The sequence below is a fragment of the Aeromicrobium sp. CnD17-E genome, assembly GCF_024124745.1.
In the GTDB taxonomy this organism is placed as follows: domain Bacteria; phylum Actinomycetota; class Actinomycetes; order Propionibacteriales; family Nocardioidaceae; genus Aeromicrobium.
The window spans coordinates 1-18225 of the sequence record NZ_JAMXRU010000026.1 but is presented as its reverse complement, the minus strand read 5'-3'; the positions used below and the strand labels follow the sequence as shown (position 1 = coordinate 18225).

The 18225-nt window shown below is 71.8% G+C and carries 21 protein-coding genes; 4 read left to right on the top strand and 17 right to left on the bottom strand.

The window, feature by feature from the left end; translation table 11 throughout:
- Positions 1-24 precede the first annotated feature (24 nt).
- Genes NH339_RS07420 through rsmI form a run of 3 tightly spaced genes read right to left on the bottom strand, consistent with a single transcriptional unit; the run spans position 25 to position 3357 of the window.
- A complete protein-coding gene (locus NH339_RS07420) occupies positions 25-891 on the bottom strand; it encodes a TatD family hydrolase (protein WP_253023976.1) in 867 nt (288 codons plus the stop codon).
- A complete protein-coding gene (gene metG / locus NH339_RS07415) occupies positions 888-2495 on the bottom strand; it encodes a methionine--tRNA ligase (RefSeq protein WP_253023974.1) in 1608 nt (535 codons plus the stop codon). The genes NH339_RS07420 and metG overlap by 4 nt, the downstream gene beginning before the upstream one ends.
- A gap of 31 nt (positions 2496-2526) precedes the next feature.
- Positions 2527-3357, bottom strand: a complete 831-nt coding sequence (gene rsmI / locus NH339_RS07410; RefSeq protein WP_253023972.1) for a 16S rRNA (cytidine(1402)-2'-O)-methyltransferase — start codon at positions 3355-3357, stop codon at positions 2527-2529.
- Between the two features lie 224 nt (positions 3358-3581).
- Here rsmI and NH339_RS07405 point away from each other — a divergent pair, with 224 nt between their 5' ends.
- Both NH339_RS07405 and NH339_RS07400 read left to right on the top strand, forming a co-directional pair.
- Positions 3582-4547 (top strand): hypothetical protein, encoded by a 966-nt coding sequence (locus NH339_RS07405; RefSeq protein ID WP_253023970.1) that lies wholly within the window; start codon positions 3582-3584, stop codon positions 4545-4547.
- Positions 4548-4637: 90 nt separating this feature from the next.
- Complete coding sequence (locus tag NH339_RS07400; protein WP_253023968.1) at positions 4638-6188, top strand: dolichyl-phosphate-mannose--protein mannosyltransferase; 1551 nt, start codon at positions 4638-4640, stop codon at positions 6186-6188.
- A gap of 22 nt (positions 6189-6210) precedes the next feature.
- Here NH339_RS07400 and NH339_RS07395 read toward each other — a convergent pair whose 3' ends face one another.
- The 13 genes from NH339_RS07395 to NH339_RS07335 all read right to left on the bottom strand — a co-directional run bounded on the left by NH339_RS07395 (position 6211) and on the right by NH339_RS07335 (position 16470).
- The gene (locus NH339_RS07395; RefSeq protein ID WP_253023966.1) at positions 6211-6804 is read right to left on the bottom strand and encodes a TetR/AcrR family transcriptional regulator; all 594 of its coding nucleotides are present in this window, start codon (positions 6802-6804) and stop codon (positions 6211-6213) included.
- A 38-nt stretch (positions 6805-6842) separates the two neighbouring features.
- The gene (locus NH339_RS07390) at positions 6843-8081 is read right to left on the bottom strand and encodes an FAD-dependent oxidoreductase (RefSeq protein WP_253023964.1); all 1239 of its coding nucleotides are present in this window, start codon (positions 8079-8081) and stop codon (positions 6843-6845) included.
- A 3-nt stretch (positions 8082-8084) separates the two neighbouring features.
- Entirely contained in the window at positions 8085-8252 is a 168-nt protein-coding gene (locus tag NH339_RS07385; protein WP_067855302.1) for a rubredoxin, read from the bottom strand.
- Positions 8249-8503 carry a rubredoxin gene (locus NH339_RS18680; protein ID WP_305883273.1) on the bottom strand — a complete coding sequence of 85 codons (255 nt, stop codon included), beginning with the start codon at positions 8501-8503 and terminating at the stop codon, positions 8249-8251. The genes NH339_RS07385 and NH339_RS18680 overlap by 4 nt, the downstream gene beginning before the upstream one ends.
- On the bottom strand, positions 8503-9750 hold the full coding sequence (locus NH339_RS07375; RefSeq protein ID WP_253023961.1) for an alkane 1-monooxygenase: 1248 nt from the start codon (positions 9748-9750) through the stop codon (positions 8503-8505). Before NH339_RS07375 ends, NH339_RS18680 begins: the two co-directional genes overlap by 1 nt.
- Before the next feature lie 278 nt (positions 9751-10028).
- Complete coding sequence (locus tag NH339_RS07370; RefSeq protein WP_253023959.1) at positions 10029-10907, bottom strand: type II secretion system F family protein; 879 nt, start codon at positions 10905-10907, stop codon at positions 10029-10031.
- Position 10908: 1 nt separating this feature from the next.
- On the bottom strand, positions 10909-11844 hold the full coding sequence (locus NH339_RS07365; protein WP_253023997.1) for a type II secretion system F family protein: 936 nt from the start codon (positions 11842-11844) through the stop codon (positions 10909-10911).
- A gap of 5 nt (positions 11845-11849) precedes the next feature.
- Positions 11850-13238: a CpaF family protein gene (locus tag NH339_RS07360; protein WP_253023957.1), complete on the bottom strand. Its 1389-nt coding sequence runs from the start codon at positions 13236-13238 to the stop codon at positions 11850-11852.
- Between the two features lies 1 nt (position 13239).
- Positions 13240-14436 carry a P-loop NTPase gene (locus NH339_RS07355; protein ID WP_253023955.1) on the bottom strand — a complete coding sequence of 399 codons (1197 nt, stop codon included), beginning with the start codon at positions 14434-14436 and terminating at the stop codon, positions 13240-13242.
- Positions 14433-15107 (bottom strand): RcpC/CpaB family pilus assembly protein, encoded by a 675-nt coding sequence (locus NH339_RS07350; protein WP_253023953.1) that lies wholly within the window; start codon positions 15105-15107, stop codon positions 14433-14435. Before NH339_RS07350 ends, NH339_RS07355 begins: the two co-directional genes overlap by 4 nt.
- A gap of 258 nt (positions 15108-15365) precedes the next feature.
- Positions 15366-15560 carry a Flp family type IVb pilin gene (locus NH339_RS07345; protein ID WP_253023951.1) on the bottom strand — a complete coding sequence of 65 codons (195 nt, stop codon included), beginning with the start codon at positions 15558-15560 and terminating at the stop codon, positions 15366-15368.
- 181 nt (positions 15561-15741) lie between these two features.
- Positions 15742-15879, bottom strand: a complete 138-nt coding sequence (locus NH339_RS07340) for a Flp family type IVb pilin (RefSeq protein ID WP_253023949.1) — start codon at positions 15877-15879, stop codon at positions 15742-15744.
- 75 nt (positions 15880-15954) lie between these two features.
- Entirely contained in the window at positions 15955-16470 is a 516-nt protein-coding gene (locus tag NH339_RS07335) for a hypothetical protein (protein ID WP_253023947.1), read from the bottom strand.
- A gap of 168 nt (positions 16471-16638) precedes the next feature.
- Here NH339_RS07335 and NH339_RS07330 point away from each other — a divergent pair, with 168 nt between their 5' ends.
- Positions 16639-16839, top strand: coding sequence for a hypothetical protein (locus NH339_RS07330; protein ID WP_253023945.1), 201 nt, complete (start codon positions 16639-16641; stop codon positions 16837-16839).
- Between the two features lie 67 nt (positions 16840-16906).
- Positions 16907-17230 carry a hypothetical protein gene (locus NH339_RS07325; protein WP_253023943.1) on the top strand — a complete coding sequence of 108 codons (324 nt, stop codon included), beginning with the start codon at positions 16907-16909 and terminating at the stop codon, positions 17228-17230.
- Between the two features lie 8 nt (positions 17231-17238).
- Here the strand turns inward: NH339_RS07325 and NH339_RS07320 are convergent.
- The coding region (locus NH339_RS07320; RefSeq protein WP_253023941.1) for an FAD-dependent oxidoreductase at positions 17239-18225 on the bottom strand (987 nt) is incomplete at its 5' end.

Below are 18225 nucleotides of genomic sequence, written 5' to 3'. Positions count from 1 at the left end.
CCCTGCGCGAGGACGGCGCTGACGTCAAACAGCCGGGGTGTGCCGAGGCCAGGAGCCGCCGAACGCGCGGTCGGTGTTCTCGTCGATCGCCCGGCACAGGTCGTCGACGGATCGGCCCAGGAACTCGGCCATGAACCGCACCGTGTGGGGCACGAGGAACGAGGCGTTCGGCCGTCCGCGGTGCGGCGTCGGTGTGAGGAAGGGCGCATCGGTCTCGACGAGGATCCGGTCGGTCGGCGTGACGGCCAGCGCCTCCCGCAGCGGCTCGGCGTTCTTGAACGTGACCGTCCCGGAGAACGAGAGGTAGGCGCCACGGTCGAGGCAGCGTCGGGCGACGTCGGCGTCGCCGGAGAAGCAGTGCATGACGGTGCGCTCGGGGACGCCCTGGTCGTCGAGGATCGCCAGGACGTCGTCGTGCGCGTCGCGGTCGTGGATGACGAGGGTGCGGTCGTGACGTCGGGCGACGTCGATGTGCGCCCGGAAGGAGCGGTGCTGCGCCGCGCGTCCGTCGACCCCGGTGCGGAAGTAGTCGAGACCGGTCTCCCCCACCGCGCGGACCGCAGGGTCCTGCGCGAGCGCCTCGATCTCGGCGAGCGCGGCGTCGAGCGTGCCGGCCTCCTCCAGGAGCGGCGCCTCGTTGGGGTGCAGCGCGACGGCGGCGACGATCGCCTCGTGCTGCCGTGCCGTCTCGACCGCCCAGCGCGACCCCTCGAGGTCGCAGCCGACCTGCACGATCCGGTCGACGTTGACGGCCGCGGCCCGGTCGAGGGCGTCCTCGACGTCGATCAGCAGTCCGCCCTTGATCCGGTGGTCGAGGTGGCAGTGGTTGTCGACGACGGGCGACGGGAGCGGCTCGGGTGCGTCGGGCCAGGGCCAGTCGGCGTCGCTCACGCGTCGTCCTCGAGGCGCGGGAACAGGCTGGGCACCTTCGTGACGACCGAGCCCTCCGGCAGGCGTCCCCACTGCGCGACGGTCCCGATCGGCTGGTCGGCGAGCGCGCCGAGCGCCGGCTCGGCACCCAACGACTCCCACAGCGACGCGGTGGCGCGCGGCATGACCGGGTGCAGCAGCACCGCGAGCACGCGCAGTCCCTCGGCCGCGGTCACGAGGATGGTGGCGAGGCGCTCCCGCTGTGCCGCTTCCGCCGCCCCCGACCCGGCACCCCCGCCGAGGCCGGCCTGCTTCGCCACCTGCCAGGGCGCCTGCTCGGTGAGGTAGCCGTTCAACGCCTCGACGATCCGCCAGACCTGCGACAGCGCGTCCTGCGGCGCGATCCGGTCGATGGCCCGGTCGGCCTCGACCGAGGCCTCCGCGACGAGCGCGACGAGCGCCTCCTCGGCGGCGGTGTGCTCACCGGCGGCCGGCAGCGTGCCGTCGAAGTACTTGCCGATCATGGCCGCCACCCGCGACGCCAGGTTGCCGAACCCGTTCGCGAGCTCGGCGTGGTAGCGGGCGCGCATGTCCTCCCACGAGATCGACCCGTCGGAGCCGAACGTGAGCGCGCGCGAGAAGTAGTAGCGGTAGGCGTCGGAGCCGAACACCTCGACGATCTCGTCGGGGCGAATGCCGTTGGCCTTGCTCTTGCTCATCTTCTGCCCGCCCACCAGCAGCCAGCCGTGCGCGAACACGCGGTGCGGCACGGGGCGTCCGGCGGCCATCAGCATCGCCGGCCAGATGACGGCGTGGAAGCGCGCGATGTCCTTGCCGACGAGGTGCACGTCGGCGGGCCACAGCTCGCCGAAGCGCTCGTCGTCGACGCCGTAGCCGGCGGCCGTGACGTAGTTGAGCAGCGCCTCGATCCACACGTACATGACGTGCGAGGGGTCCCACGGGACCTGGATGCCCCAGTCGAACGTGGAACGGCTGATCGAGAGGTCCTTCAGACCGCGCCGCACGAACGAGACGACCTCGTTGCGCGCCGACTCGGGCTGGATGAAGTCGGGGTTGTCCTCGTAGAGCTCGAGCAGCCGGTCGGCGTACTTGCTGAGCGGGAAGAAGTAGTTCTCCTCCGTCACGTGCTCCACGCGCGACCCGTCGAGCGCGGAGACCTTGTGGCCCTCGTCGTCGCCCTCGCCGTCGACGACGTCGTCCTCGGCCACGAACTCCTCCGAGCCGACCGAGTACCAGCCGCTGAACTCGCCCTTGTAGACCTCGCCGCGGTCGTACAGGTCCTGCCAGAACGCCTGGGCGCTCTTCTCGTGACGCTCCTCGCTGGTGCGGATGAAGTCGTCGTTGGCGATGTCGAGCAGCTCCAGCAGCGGCTTCCACTCCGTCTCGACCAGCCGGTCGGTCCACTCCTGCGGCGTGACGCCGTTCTGCTGCGCCTTGCGCAGCACCTTCAGGCCGTGCTCGTCGGTGCCCGTGAGGTACCAGACGTCCTCACCGCGCTGACGGTGCCAGCGGGTCAGGACGTCGCCGATGACCGTCGTGTAGCCGTGGCCGATGTGCGGGGCGTCGTTGACGTAGTAGATCGGCGTGGTGACGTAGTAGGACACACCACGATCCTAGTGACCCGGTGGGACGCCCTCAGCGGGCGTGCGCGGCGTCGTAGACGACCCGCTTGCGCACGCCGGTGTCGGCGACGACCTTCGCGACCGCGTCCTTGCGGCTGAGTCCGGTCGCCTCGGCGTCGGCCACGAGGTCGCGGAGCGCGTCGGCGTCGAGGTCGGCGACGACGGGGACGTGGCCGGCGACGACCAGGGTCACCTCGCCGCGCACCCCGTGCTCCTGCGCGTCGGCCCAGGCGACGAGCTCGGCGAGGCTGCCACGCGCGACCTCCTCGTACGTCTTCGTCAGCTCGCGGCACACGGCGGCGGCACGGTCGGCCCCGAGCGCGTCGGCGAGCGCGGCGAGGGTCGCGCGGGTGCGGTGCGGCGACTCGAAGAAGACCATCGTGCGCTGTTCCGTGGCGAGCGCCGCGAACGCCCGGTCGCGTTCGCCGGCCTTGCGGGCCGGGAAGCCCTCGAAGCAGAAGCGGTCGACCGGCAGCCCGCTGACGGCGAGCGCCGTCAGGACGGCCGACGGGCCGGGGATGGCGCGCACGTGGACGTCGGCCTCGAGCGCCGCGGCCACGAGCCGGTAGCCGGGGTCGGACACGCTCGGCATCCCGGCGTCGGTGACGAGCAGGACGTCGAGCCCGGCGAGGAGGTGCTCGACGAGCTCGGGCGTCCGCTCCCGCTCGTTGCCCTCGAAGTAGGACACGACGCGTCCGCCCACCTGCGCGCCCAGGTCGCCCGCGAGCCGCCGCAGCCGGCGTGTGTCCTCCGCGGCCACCACGTCGGCCGCCCCGAGCGCCGCCACCAGCCTCGGCGACGCGTCGTCGGGCCGGCCGATGGGCGTCGCAGCGAGGATCAGCACCCACCCATCCTCCCACCCGCACCGATCGCCCTCCGAGCGGTGGATCCTCCACCGAATGCGCAGGAGAGGCGCCGGCGGTGGATCGTCCACCTTCTCGACCCTCACAGGGGGGAGGATCCACCGCTGAGCGGGTGTCCACAGCCCGTCGCCGGACGGCGGCGACGTCGTCCACAGGCTCGAGGCGACAGGTCCCACGACACGCGCCGAGCGAGTCGGATGGCTCCATGCGCCGTCCCACCCCTCTCCCGTCCGTGCTCGCCGGTCGGGCGTTCCACCGCTCGGAGGCGATCGCCGCCGGGATCAGCCCCAGGATGCTCGAGCACCCCCGGTTCGTCCAGGTCTTCCCCCGCGTATATCGCTCCCACGACACGCACCTCACCGCGCTCGAGCTGGTCGAGGCAGCGCGCCTGGCGCTGCCGCCCGACGCCCAGCTCAGCCACCTCACGAGGCTGCTCCCCTTGGGCCTCGACTTCGGCCCGCTCCTGCCGCTGCGATTCACCCTTCCCCGCGACCACCACCTCGCCTTCGACCGGATCTTCGTGCACAGGACGGTCGCGATGCCCCCGCACCGAGAGGGCTCCGTCGACGTCGAGGGCGCGTTCGTCATGGCCGCCGCCGAGCTCCTGCCGATCGAGGTGGTGATGGTCGGCGACTGGCTCCTGCACCGCGGGCACCTCCGCCTCGACCGCCTGCAACGTCTTTTGGACGACCAGCCCTGGCGGGTCGCCGCCCCGCTCGTGCGGCGCATGCTCCCTTGGATGGACCCGGCGGCAGCGAGCCTGCAGGAGAGTCGGCTCCGCTGCCTGGTCGTCGCCTCGGGGCTGCCCCGGCCCGCCGTCAACGTCGACCTCCACGACAGGGCGGGGCGGTTCCTCGCTCGCGGCGACCTCGTCTACGTGGTGTGGCGGCTCCTCCTCGAGTTCGAGGGCCGTCAGCATGCACTCGACGTCCGCCAGTTCCAGCACGACGTCCACCGCTACGGACGATTGCGCGAGGAGGCGTGGGCGTACGTCCAGGTGACGTCGGAGATGCTCGCCCACCCGCGGACCACGGTGCTGGAGGTCCACCGAGCACTCGTGCGCGCCGGCTACGACGGACCGGCACCACACTTCGGCCGGACGTGGCACGCCCTCCTGGCTGCTCCCCTGGTCAGCGCCCCCGGATCCGGCGGTGCTCTCGCCACCTTCTGAGGCCTGTTCGGGTGGTCGATCCACCGCTCGGCACGAGGACACACCATTCGGTGGAGGAGTCACCGCTCGGGTGGATGACAGGATGTGCCCGTGGAGGCACGCGATCGGGTGGTGGGCTGGTTGGGGCCGGCGGCAGTGGCGCTGCTGGCGCTCGGGCTGCGGGTGTGGCACCTGGGCCGGCCGAACCTGCTCGTCTTCGACGAGACGTACTACGCCAAGGACGCCTACTCCCTGCTGCAGCACGGCTACGTCCAGGACTTCGTGTCCGACGCGAACGAGAAGATCGTCGACGGCGTCCTGACCGGACTGACGAACGGCCAGCCGGCCTACATCGCGCACCCGGACGGCGGGAAGTGGCTGATCGCCGTCGGCGAGGCGATCTTCGGGATGAACTCCTTCGGCTGGCGGATCAGCGCCGCGGTCGTGGGCGCGCTCACGGTGCTCGTGCTCGCCCGCCTGGTGCTGCGCCTGACCGGCTCCGTGTGGGTGGGGTGCCTCGCGGGGCTCCTGCTCTGCCTCGACGGGCTGCACTTCGTCATGTCGCGCACGGCGCTGCTCGACGTCTTCCTGACGTTCTGGGTCGTCGCCGGGGTGGCCTGTCTCGTGGCCGACCGTGACGCCGTGCGCGCTCGGCTGGACGCCTACGTCCGCTGGCGACCGTGGCAGCTGGCCGCCGGCGTGTGCTTCGGCATGGCCGTGGGCACCAAGTGGAGCGGTCTGTACGTCCTCGCGGCGTTCGGCGTGGTCGTCGTCGTGTGGGAGGTGCTGGCCCGCCGCACCCACGCCCGGACGCACGCCGCAGACCGCGCGAGCGACGAGGGCGCGTCGCCTGCCCCGCGGTTCGGCTGGGTCCGCACGACCCTCGCGACGGGCCTGCCCGCGTTCGGCTACCTCGTCCTCGTCGCCCTCGTCGTGTACCTGCTCACCTGGACCGGGTTCCTGCTGCACCAGGAGGCGTACGCCGTCCGGTACGGGCTCGGCGACCCGTCGTGGGGGTCGTACGTCAGCTCGCCGACCCCGGGCTTCCTCGGCGGGGTCCTCGACGCGTTCCGCTCCCTGTGGCACTTCCACGTCATGGTCTTCGACTTCCACACGGGCTCCTACCTCGCGGGCAAGACCCACCCGTACGCGTCGAACCCCGCCGGCTGGCTGCTGCTGGAGCGACCCGTCGCGTTCGACGCCCAGTTCAAGCTCCCCGCCACCGCGTGCGGGGCCCCCGAGGGCTCGACGTGCATCCGCGAGGTCACCGCGCTCGGCAACCCGGCGGTGTGGTGGCCGGCCGCCGTCGCCGTCGTGGCCGCGGTCGTCGCATGGGTCCGGACGCGCGACGGTCGCTGGGCGGTGCCGGTCGTCGGTGTCGCGGCTGGCTGGCTGCCGTGGTTCGGCAGCACCGACCGACCGATCTTCAGCTTCTACGCCGTGCTCGTGGTGCCGTTCATGATCGTGGCGCTGTGCCTGCTCGTCGACGAGGCCCGACGCTGGGCCGACACCGCCCAGCGCCGCTACGCGGTCGGCCTCGGCGTCGGGCTGCTGGTCGTCGCCGTCGTCGTGTGCTTCTGGTACTTCCTGCCGATCTGGACCGACCGGACCATCCCCTACGACGCGTGGCTCGACCGGATGTGGTTCCGCCGCTGGATCTGAGGCCCTAGGGCCAGGACGTCGCTCAGCGCGCGGCGGCCCGGGTCGCGGTCCGACCCTCGAGCGCCAGGCCGAGGATCCAGGCGATCTCCTGCGCGGCGACGGCCGCAGGCTTCGACGGTCGCGTGATCGAGGAGAGCACGAGCCGCACCACCGCCTCGACGGCCACGACGAGCTCGGCGTCGTCGAACGGCAGCGGCGCGAAGCGGTCCAGCAGCTCCTGCCGCACGACGAGCGACGCGGCCTCGACGATCTCGCCCGACTCGGTGGTGAGGACGCTGAGGAGGTCGCCGTCCTGCTCCGACGGCACCGACGTGACGATCGTGCGGACGAGCAGGCTGCGCTCGCCGAGCTCGAGCGCGCCCTCGCACGCGGACCGGACGGCCTCGACCACGTCGTCGGCGGCCCGCAGCCGGTCCCGCACCACGGCGAGGAACCGGTCGAGCTCCCGCAGGGCCAGCGCCTGGGCGAGCGCGTGCTTCGTGCCCAGCTCGTTGTGCACCGTCTGACGACTCACCCCGGCGAGCCGCGCGATGCGCGCCATGGTGACGGCCGCCCACCCGTCGTCCTCCACCACGTGCTGGGCGGCGTCGAGCAGGCGTTCGCGGGTCGAGGGCACACCCGCACGGTACGCCCCCGCGCCCAGCGCGACGCCGGTCATGTCGCCCGCAGCGCGGAGGCCAGGTCGTCCGTCGAGGCCAGGACGGACGCGTCGGGACGGGCCGCCACGCCGATGGCCTGGCGAGCGGCCCGCACCTCTGCGGGGCGGCCGATCGAGACGGCGCCGCGCAGGACCCCGTCGTCGAGCAGGAAGGCGGTGAAGTCCCGCTCCTCGAGCGAGCCCCGCACGACGAGCTCGTGGGCGGCCGTGGGCCAGCCCGTCACCTGGAGCGTGTGCCCGTACTGGTCGGACCAGCACCACGGCACCTCGTCGAAGGCGGCGTCCTGGCCGGCGACGTTGCGGCCGACGGCCGTGCCGTGGTTCTGCGCGCCCTGCCAGTGCTCGACCCGCTCGGGACCGCCGCGCAGCGCGCTGGGACGCAGCACGACGTCACCCGCGGCGTAGACGTCGGGGGCGCTCGTGCGACCGCGGTCGTCGACGACCACGGCGCCGCGCTCGACGGCGAGGCCTGCGGCGGCGGCGAGCTCGCCGTTCGGTGCCATCCCGACCGCCACGACGACCACGGGCGCCGACCAGCGCCGACCGTCCGCCGCCTCCACGACCGTCTCACCGTCGTCGCCGGCGACGATCGCGGTGACCTCGACGCCGAGCTGCAGGTCCGTGCCGTGCGTCGTGTGCAGCTCCGCGCACAGGGCACCGAGGTCGGGCGGCAGGAGGTGCTGCAGCGGCGCCGCGGCCGCCTCAAGGAGGGTCACCTCGGCGCCGAGCTCCCGGGCGCTGGCGGCGATCTCGGACCCGATCAGCCCCGCCCCGACGACCACGAGCCGCGCGCCGGGACGCAGCACCTCGAGCACACCCTCGACGTCAGCCAGGTCGCGCAGGGTCCGGACCCCGGGTGCGTCGGGTGCGGTGATCGCGTCGAGCGTCCGGGCCCGACCGCCGGTGGCCAGCACCAGGCTGCCGTAGTCGAGCTCCTCCCCCGACGCCAGCGCGACGCGGCGCGCCTCGACGTCGACGGCGGCGACCCGCTCGCCCGTGCGCAGGTGCACCCGCTGGGCCTCGTACCAGTCGGCCTTGCGGATCCGGATGTCGTCCGCGCCCTTCTCCCCGCGCACGACCTCCTTCGACACCGGCGGGCGGCGGTAGGGCAGCTCGGGCTCCTCGCCCAGCAGCACGACCTCGCCCTCGAACCCGGCGAGCCGCGCGGCACCGACGACGCTCACGCCCGCGATACCCGCGCCGACGACGACCAGGCGGTCGGTGTCACGACCCACGCCTCAGCCCACCTGCGTCATCGTGAAGTCGGCCTTGGCCGCACCGCAGTCGGGGCAGGTCCAGTCGTCGGGGATGTCCTCCCAGCGGGTGCCGGGCGGGAACCCCTCCTCCTCCCAGCCCTGCGCCTCGTCGTAGATGAACCCGCACTGCTGGCACTCCCAGACCTTCACTGCTGCGCTCCCTGCTCCGCCTGCCGGGCCCGGGCGGCCCGGGTCTCGGCACTGATGATGTCGCCATCCTGGTCGTTGTGCGTGAACTCCGCCTCCGGCACGAAGTCGACCTGCTCACGCACGCCGCAGTCGGGGCAGGTCCAGTCGGGGTCGACGTCGGAGAACGCCGTGCCGGCGGGCCAGCCCTCCCGGGGGTCGCCGACGGCCTCGTCGTAGACGTACTCGCAGTTGGGACAGATGAACCGCGCCATCAGGCCGCCGCCTCGTGCGCGCCGCGGCGACGGTCGCCGTAGCGGGCGCGGTAGGCCTCGGCCATCCGCGGGTGCAGGTTGGCACGCTCGACGTCGCCGTCGTAGTGAGCCAGCACCCGCTCGTCCATGACCTTGCGCCAGACGGCGGGGATCCAGGTCGCGACGATCATGCCGGCGTAGCCGGTGGGAAGCACCGGCGCCTCCTTGAAGTCGCGCAGGGCCTGGTAGCGACGCGTCGGGTTCGCGTGGTGGTCGCTGTGCCGCTGCAGGTGGTAGAGCAGCACGTTGGTGCCGATGTTGTTGCTGTTCCAGCTGTGGGAGGGGTTGACGCGCTCGTACCGGCCCGACTCGAGCTTCTGGCGCTTCATGCCGTAGTGCTCGAGGAAGTTCACCGACTCCAGGAGCCAGATGCCGAGCACCGCCTGCACGAGCAGGTAGGGCAGCAGCTGCCAGCCGAAGGCGGCGAGGGCGAACCCCCAGAGCAGCACGCTGAACATCCAGGCGTTGACGAGGTCGTTCTTGAGGCTGAGCGGGCTCTTGCCGAGCCGTCCGAAGCGCTTCTTCTCCAGCTCCCACGCGCTGCGCAGGCTGCCGACGACGGTGCGCGGCATGAACTCCCACACGTTCTCGCCGAGCCGGCTGCTCGCGGGGTCCTCGGGCGTGGCGACGCGGACGTGGTGGCCGCGGTTGTGCTCGATGTAGAAGTGGCCGTAGAAGGTCTGGGCGAGGGCGACGCGGGCGAACCAGCGCTCGTGCTCCTCCTTCTTGTGGCCGAGCTCGTGCGCGGTGTTGATGCCGATGCCGGCGACCATGCCCATGCCGGTGGCCAGGCCGAGCTTGTCGTACCAGGTGAGCGGCTCGGTGATCCCGGGGAGCACGCTGGCCGAGAACGGGTCCCAGCCGAAGATCGTGCCGTCGCCGAGCAGGAAGCAGCCCCACAGGAAGCCGGCGAGCTGCAGCGGGATGAACGCGTAGGTGACCCAGCGGTAGTAGCGGTCCTCCTCGAGGGACTCGATGAGCTCGTCCGGCGGGTTGTTCGGGTCGAGCCCGGCGACGAGGTCGACCAGCGGGACCACGACGAACAGGAAGAACGGTCCGAAGTACCACCACACGTGCCAGCCGGTGGCGGCGACGGCGCCCCAGATGACCAGCGGGATCAGCGGGACGATCGCGCCGATGAGCCACAGGTAGCGCTTCTTGTCGGTCCATTCGACGGTGCGGCCGTCGACCGTGGTCGAGAGCGTCATGGGTACCTCCTGGTGCCGGTCACGCCGCGGCGGGGTGCGGCGTGGATCACTTGACAGGACGGTACAGAATGTCAAGCGACTTGACAACCCCCCGATGAGTGTCAAGTGACGGGCGTCACCTCGACGCCGAGACATGCGGGCACAGGGGCGAGCCGCCCCCGACTGGGAGATCGGGGACGGCCCGCTGAGGGCCCCGGACCGGGGCAACAGGGAAACCGCGGTCCGGGGTGTCTGGGGACCGGACGAGCCGGTGTCTTCGGTTGTGGTCGGGCGCGGTGTCAGTTGATGGCGTAGGCGTAGACGACGGCGGGGCCCATCACGATCGCGAACAGCACCGGCAGGATGCAGGTCATCAACGGGACGAGGATCTTCACCGGCACCTGCTGGGCCTTGGCCTCCGCCCGACGGCGACGGCTGAGCCGCATCTCCTGCGCCTGGCTGCGGACGACGGACGCCACGGAGACGCCGAACTCCTCGGCCTGCACGACGGCCTTGCAGAACGTCCTGAGCTCCTCCACCGACGTACGCTCCGCGAGGGCCAGGTAGGCCTCGCGACGCGCCATGCCGAGGCTCATGTCCTGCATGAGCCGCGACGCCTCCTCGGCGAGTGGTCCGGTCCCCCGCTCCGCCGCCTTCGACAGCGCGGCCTCGAACCCGACGCCGGCCTCGAGCGAGATGACGATCTGGTCGAGCATGTCCGGCAGCCGCTTCTGGATCTCGTCCTGGCGCTTCGTGGCCTGGTTGTAGACCAGCAGGTCCGGGACCATGTAGCTGAAGCCGATGATGCCGAGGGCGACGAGCGGCATGAGCGGGTTGCTGGTCTTGCTCACGAGCAGCGCGCCGAAGAGCAGGCCGAGCGCCGCGGCGGCCGGTTTCATCAGCACCACGCGCTCACGCGTCCACCCCTCGGGGTGCCCCGCCAGCACCAGGTTCCGCTCGAGTCGGCGCAGGGTGGAGCTGGGCGTGAGCCGCTCCCAGAGGTCCGCGCGGGTGCGGTCGACCTTCACCACGCCGGTGTCGGAAGCCGCGTCGGCCGCCGCCGACAGGCTGCGTGCGCGCTTCCGTACACCACTCCCGCCAGGCGTGGCGACGGCGCCGGTGCCCATGAGGACGAGCAGGAGGGAGCAGACGAGCAGGAAGGCTGCGAGCATCACCATGTCAGAACTCGATCCTCACGACGGAACGCATCCAGAAGCCGCCGAGCACGTACATGAGCCCGCAAACCACCATGATCACCTTGCCGATCCCGGAGTCGACGAAGACGCCCATCTGCGTCGACGCGACCATCGAGTAGTAGATGCCCACACCCACGGGCAACGCCATCAGGATGTACGCCGAGAGCCGACCCTCGGCCGAGAGCGCCATCACCTGCTCGCGCACGTGGTGGCGCTCGCGGATGGTCTCGGCCACCTGGTCGAGGATCTCGTTGAGGTTGCCGCCGGTCTCGCGCTGGGACTCGATGGCCTGCGCGATCCACCGGAAGTCCTCGGACTGCATGCGATCGGCCACGTCCTCCATCGCGTCGACGAGGTCGCGCCCGATCCGGTACTCGTTGACGACCCGGGTCAGCTCCTCCGACATCGGGACCTCGGCGTCGTGGGACGCGGCGTCCATGGCACGCGGCAGGCTCTGGCCGGCGCGCAGCGACGACGCCATCATCTGCAGCAGCGGCGCCAGCTGGCCGGCGAACCGCTTGCGACGTCGTGCGACCTTCACGCGCACGGCGACCTTGGCCACCAGCGGGACCAGCAGCGACAGCAGGAAGGCCGCGACGACCGGCAGCTGCAGGACCAGCAGGCCGAGGAAGGTGGCCCCGCCGAGCACCAGGACCGTGACGACGAGGGAGGCGACCGACCGCCGGATGCCGGCGAGCTCGAGCTCCTCGGCCGAGAACGGTCGCCAGCCGCGTCGGCTGAGCACCTTCTCGACGGCCTCGACCGCTCCGTCGTTGGCGCGTCGGAGCAGCGGCTTCTGCTCCGTCACGGCGTAGGCGGCCACGCGGCCGCGCGTCCCACGTGTCTCGGGCACCCCGACGACGGCCAGGTAGGCGCACACGAGCGACCCGATCACCAGCACCGCACCGATCACCAGCATCGCGCTCACCCCACCCTTCCCTGGCGGACCAGGTTGTCCAGGTCGAACGCGATGCCGTGGTCGGCGAAGCGCTCGCTGAACCGCGGTCGGATGCCGGTCGGCACCGCGTTGCCGCGGAACCGTCCGTGCTCGTCCACGCCGGCGGCGAAGTCGAAGGTGAAGATGTCCTGCAGCACCACCGTGTCGCCCTCCAGGCCCATCACCTCGGTCACGTTCACGACACGTCGCGACCCGTCGCGGAGCCGCTGGATCTGCACGATCAGGTCGACCGCGCTGGCCGCCTGCTCGCGGATGGCGCGCAGGGGCAGGTCCATGCCGGCCATCAGCACGAGCGTCTCCAGGCGCGACATCGCGTCGCGCGGGGAGTTCGCGTGCAGGGTCGACAACGAGCCGTCGTGGCCCGTGTTCATGGCCTGCAGCATGTCGAGGGCCTCGCCGCCACGACACTCACCGACCACGATGCGGTCGGGTCGCATGCGCAACGAGTTGCGCACGAGGTCGCGGATGGTCACCTCGCCCTGGCCCTCGATGTTCGCCGGCCGGGCCTCCATGCGCACCACGTGCGGCTGCTGCAGGTTGAGCTCGACGGCGTCCTCGATGGTGACGATCCGCTCGCCGGCCGGGATGAAGCGGCTCAGCACGTTGAGCAGCGTCGTCTTGCCGGTGCCGGTACCGCCGCTGACCAGGATGTTCAGCTTGGCCTGGACACAGGCCTGCAGGAGGTGGGCCATCTGCTCGGTCATGCTGCCGAACCCGATGAGGTCGGTGACCGTGAACGGGTCCTTGCTGAACTTGCGGATGGTCAGCGACGACCCGTCGACCGCCAGCGGCGGGATCACGGCGTTCACGCGGGACCCGTCGGCCAGCCGGGCGTCCACGAGCGGCGACGACTCGTCGATGCGACGGCCGACCTTGCTGACGATGCGCTCGATGACCCGACGCAGGTGGTCCTCGGAGGCGAAGCGCGCCGTCACCTGCGTGAGCCGCCCGCGCCGCTCGACGTACACCTGGTCGTACCGGTTCACCATGATCTCGCTGATGCTGTCGTCCTCGAGCATCCGCTCCAGCGGGCCGAGGCCCAGCGCGTCGTCCTCGACGTCGCGCACCAGCCGACGCCGCTCGTCGGAGGTGAGCAGCAGCTGCTGGTCGCCCTCGATGACCGACGTGAGCTCCTCCCGCACGAAGGCGTGCAGCTGGTCCTCGGTGAGGCTCGGGTCGTTGATGCGGGCGCCGATGCGCCCCATGAGGGCCTCGGACGCCCGCGCCTTCATCGACGCGTACGCGTCGCCGAGCGCACCCGAGCCGTCGACGTCCTCCAGCTCCTCCGTCTCCACGACGGCGCTGGTGAACGTGCTGGCCTCCCGGGCGCTGGCGAGCCGGTCGCTCAACCGCATGTCAGGCCACCTCCAGCCGCTTGTGGCCCGGCTTGCCCTCGGCGGCGCGGGCCCGGTCGTAGACCTTCTTGGCCAGAGCCTTGACCGACTTCACGAACGGGTTCGACCGGCTGCTGACGACCAGCGGGACACCCTTGTTGGAGGCGACCGGCACCTCCTTCGCGCGCGGCATGACCACGTCGACCGGGATGCCGAGCATCGCCTCGACGTCCTTGACCTTGAGCCCGGACTGCTTGTCCGCGAAGTTCAGCACCACGTGACGCGACGCCGGCAGGATCGCCAGCTCGCTCAGCAGCTCGACCTCCTTGCGCACGCTCCGCAGGCAGGCGATGTCCATCGTGCTGACCAGGACCGCGTCGTCGCTCGCCTCGAGCGCCCCGAGGGTCGCCTCGTCGAGCCCGGCCGCGGTGTCGACGACGACGTAGCGGAACTGCTCCTGCAGCTGACGCACCAGGGCGGTGACCTGCTCGGAGGTCACGTGGTCGTTCGCGGCCGGCGACTCCGCGCCGCACAGCACGAAGAACCCGGCCGTGTGCACCGTCAGGTACGTCTTGAGCAGCAGGTTGTCGCGCGCACCCGGCCCGAACGCGTCCTCGAGCGTGTGGCTCGGCCGCAGGTCGAGCACCGTCGACACGTCGCCGAACTGCAGGTCGAGGTCGACGAGCACGACCTCCATGGGCGACTGCTGCGCCAGCGCGACGGCCAGGTTGGTGGCGATGCTGGTCTTGCCGACCCCGCCCTTGGGCGAGAGCACGGTCAACGTGCGCGACCGGAAGTCGACGGGCGCCGTGGGCCTGGCCAGCTTGAGCGGGTCGCCCGCCGTCGCCGGCGTGCGCGCGTCGAGCCGTGCTCGCAGACCCGCGAGCAGGTTGGGGTCGTCGATGCTCGGTGCGACGTCGCGGATGCCCGAGCGCATCGCCTCGAGCATGACCTCCTTCTCGGTGGCCGCGACGAGCACGAGGTCGACGTCGGGTCGGACCGCAGCGACCTCGCGCGCCAGGGCCATCGAGGCCTGCAGCGGCACGGCCGCGGTGAGGATCATCGCGTCGGGGATCACGGTCGGGTCGAGCCCGCGCAGGAAGCTGGAGGAGTCGCCCTGCATGGCGTCAGCCCCGAGCGCGACGCACTGGTGACCGATGGTCGCCTCGACCCGCCCGGCGAGCTCGTCGTCGCCGCCGACGATCAGCACGAGACTCATGGCGCCACCACCCGGCTGTCGACCGTCCGGCCTCCGCCGGTGTCGGTGTCGGTGGTCTGCTTCGTCAGCCAGACCTTGCCGAACTCCATGGCGTTGACGATCTTCTCGGCGTCGATCGTCCGCACGGCGACCGTCACGGTGGCGCCGGACGCTACCTGCGCGTCGCCGACGCCCGCGGAGACGGCGAGGACGCGGACGCGGTTGGCCGCGTTGGCCGTCCGTCCCTCGTAGCTGGCCATGACGCCCACCAGGTCGCCCGGGGCCAGTGCACCTCCCACGATCCGCTGACCCTCGAGCTGGATGGCGAGCTCCTGCATGCCCTTCGGCACGGCGGTGTCGCCCTTCACGTCGTCGGGCGCGGCGAACTTGGCCGCCGTGAGCTGGTCACCGGGGACGAGCACGCCCTGGGTCACCTCGCCCTCGACGTCCGAGAGGTCGGTGAGGGCACCGGGCACCACCGCAGCCTTCGGCAGCTCGACGGTCTCGACGCTCTTCGCGAGCTCGCTCGCCGGCGTCTTGGTGGCCACCTCCTGGGTGACCCGCAGCACCGTGGTGCGCTCGGTGCCCTCGAAGGCGCGGTCGTCGGCGCCCTGCGCGTAGACGACGAGCGCGGCGAAGCCGAGCACCGCCAGCAGCACCGCAGCGCCGATGGCCAGTCGTTGCTTGTTCACGACAATCTCCCTGTTCCCGTGAAGCGTGCGTCCCTTGACCCCGGGACGCGGGGGCGGTGGGGATCACGACAGGACGCCCCGAGATGCTGCTGCACCCCGTCGCGGGACGGTCCCTCACCCTGTTGCCTGATGTGCCGCCCTCCGGGCTCCCTCTCCGGTGGGTGGCGGGGACGAGACGAGGACTCAGATCCCTCGAGTCGTCCGTTGCGTGAGCCGGCGGCGCCGCGAGCCCGAGCTACGCGGCGCCGCCGTTCCCGATCACGTGTTCGGCAGCGCGTTCGCGACCTTGTTGAAGCCGGTCAGGACGTCCTGGCCGATCGTCGTCACGACGCCGATGATGATGGCGGCGATCAGGGCGACCAGCAGGCCGTACTCGACGGCGGTCGCACCCTTCTCGTCACGGCGGTCCTTGGCGGTGGCGATGTAGGCCAGGATGGTCGACAGTGCGTACATGATGTAACTCCCTCAGATGTTTCGAGCCCCGGTTCCCCGATTGCTCCGTCACCCCTGTTGGTGACGCTCCCTGAGAAAAAAGTTAAGTCCGAAAGTCCTGTTTGTCATGCGAGTTACGGGCCATCTTTTGTTAGTCCGGTCGGACTATGGCGTTCGTCACATCGATGGTGTGGGCCGGGTCTCAGAACGGGGGAACGCGCTCGAACAGCTCGAGCACGTCCTGGCCGAAGATGCCCACGGTCACAGCGATCACCGCGGCGATGAACACCGCCAGCAACGCGTACTCCACAGCGGTCGCGCCGCGCTCGTCATGGGTCATCGTGCCCTCCTCCGGACATCGTCACCGTAGGCGAACTAGTCCGGCAAGGGTGCCCAAACCTGCAAGAAAGTACGCTCAGACGTCCTGTCTGGGGACCTTCGTCAGGGCCACGAGCACCAGCTGGGTCTGCGACACGCAGGTCTGCAGGACGACGTCGGCACTCGGTCGCAGGTCGCGCACGAACACGTCCCGACGCTGGTGCCGGTCGACGACATCGACCCGGTAGAGACCGGCGTCGACGCCGGGGCCGTCCAGCTCGACGACGTCACCGCGACCCAGCCCCGGGATCCACGCCGCTCCCCCGCAGTAGTCGTGCTCGGAGACGAGCAGGGGACGCCCGGCCTCCCCCACGTCGATCGCCACCGGTCCGCGGCAGGCGTCCAGCGGTGCCTCGAAGGTGGTGAGCGTGGCGGCGGCCGACATCGTCCGCCGCACGTCCGGACGCGGAGGCGGCGACACTGACGGCGCGTCGAGCGTCGGCAGCGTCGCGGCGGAGAACGACTCCCCGCCGCCAGGCTCCACGGTGCTGGTGCAGCCCGCCACCAGGGCAGCGGTCACCGCGCCGGCGGCAAGGAGAGCACGAGGAGCCATGTCTCGATCGTAGGCGGACCTCGCGCCTCGAGGCACCCTCCGAGCAGCACGACGCATGACTCGGACCGCCTCGGGTACCGGGACGACACGGGCCTGTCCCCCCTGGCGGGCCCCGAACGGTGCGGGCCCGCTTCCGGGCGGGTCCGCACCCTCACGTCTGGAGGTCCTGTGCCATCACCCCGTCTCCGCTGGAACCTGGGCGTCTCGGCGACCTTGGTGCTCGCCGTCGCGGGCCTCGTCGGCTCCGCCGTCGTCCGCTACGGCCCGCTGACCCAGCCATGGGGCTACTTGTTCCTCGCCCTCGCCGCGCTCGGCACGGTGGGCACGACGCTGCTGTTCGTCATGCGCGCCCACGGCGTCGACGACTGAGGCGGTCACCCGCACGCCCCGGCCCCGCCGGGGTACGCACCAGGCGACCCCGACCGAGGAGGATCCCATGGACGACCAGCCCGACGACGACTGGAGCGGGAGCACCCGTCGCCCCTGGTACAACCCCCCGATGCGGAAGGGTGGCTCGGAGACCGGCGTCGGTGCGTGGCGCTGGGCCGTGCTGGGCATCGCGGTGCTCGTCGTGGCGGCGATCGTCGTGATCGTGCTCGTCGACCAGGACGTGCTGCCCCGAGCCTGGGCCTACGCGGTGCTCCCGGTCGCGATCGTCGCGGCGGCGGCCTCACGCGTCGTCACGACCCTGAAGGCCAAGGCCGCGACGGACCGTCGCACCTCACGTCACCCCGACGGACCCGACGTCGACGAGTCCTAGCCGGCGCGTCACCGCGCGGGACGAGGAGCCGACGCAGGGCCGAGCCCGCGCGTCGCCGGACCCTCGAGGAGCGTCCCGTCGGGCTCGAACCGCGACCCGTGGAGGGGGCAGTCCCACGTCCGCTCGACGTCGTTCCATCGCACGACCCCGCCCAGGTGCGGACAGACGCCCGACACCGAGCGGACGCACCCGTCCACCGTCGAGGTCGCCACCGGAGGGCGACCCCGTGTGACCACGCCCTGGCTCTCCCCCGGCACATCGCCCGGGCGCGCGAGGGCGCCGAGCCAGCCCGACGCGAGATGCCCGCCGACCGCGGCGTTCCACTGGGCCAGCGACGTCATGGAGCGTGGTCCCGTGAGCCGGCCGGGCGGGACGAGCGGGAGCCGACGACCGTGGGCGACGGCGGTGGCGACCGCCCGCGCTCCCGCCACCCCGGCCAGGAGGCCCCACCCTCCGAGACCCGTCACCACGTGCACCGGGGCCCGTCCAGGGGCCCGTCCGGCGATGGGCACCTCGTCGGGCGTCAGGTAGTCCTGCGCCGACCACGCGGCGACCTCGGCGCCGACGTCGAGGTGCTCGCGGGCCCACCGGCGCACCGCCTCGAGGTGGCGCCCTGCGGGACCGGACCTGCCGACCACGTGGCCGTGTCCGCCGACGAGCGCGAGCGGCGCTCGACCCGGTCGCGGTACCCCGCGCACCGTCCACGACGGCGACCCGACCGACACCGCCATCGGCAGCACCTCCTGACCGGTCTCGAAGGCGACGACGTACGAGCGGTGCGGCTTGACCGTCGCGAAGGCGGCCGTCCGGTCGAGCACGGGGATGCCCGTGGCGACCAGCACGTGGGCAGCCCTCAGCTCCTCACCGTCCTCGAGCGTGACGCAAGGGTGCGCGCCGCCGCCGACCTGGCGGACGCGCCGCCCGAGCCGGACGTCGACTCCGGCGGCGACGGCCTCGGCGCCGAGCGCCGCCACGTACGCGAGCGCGTCGACCTG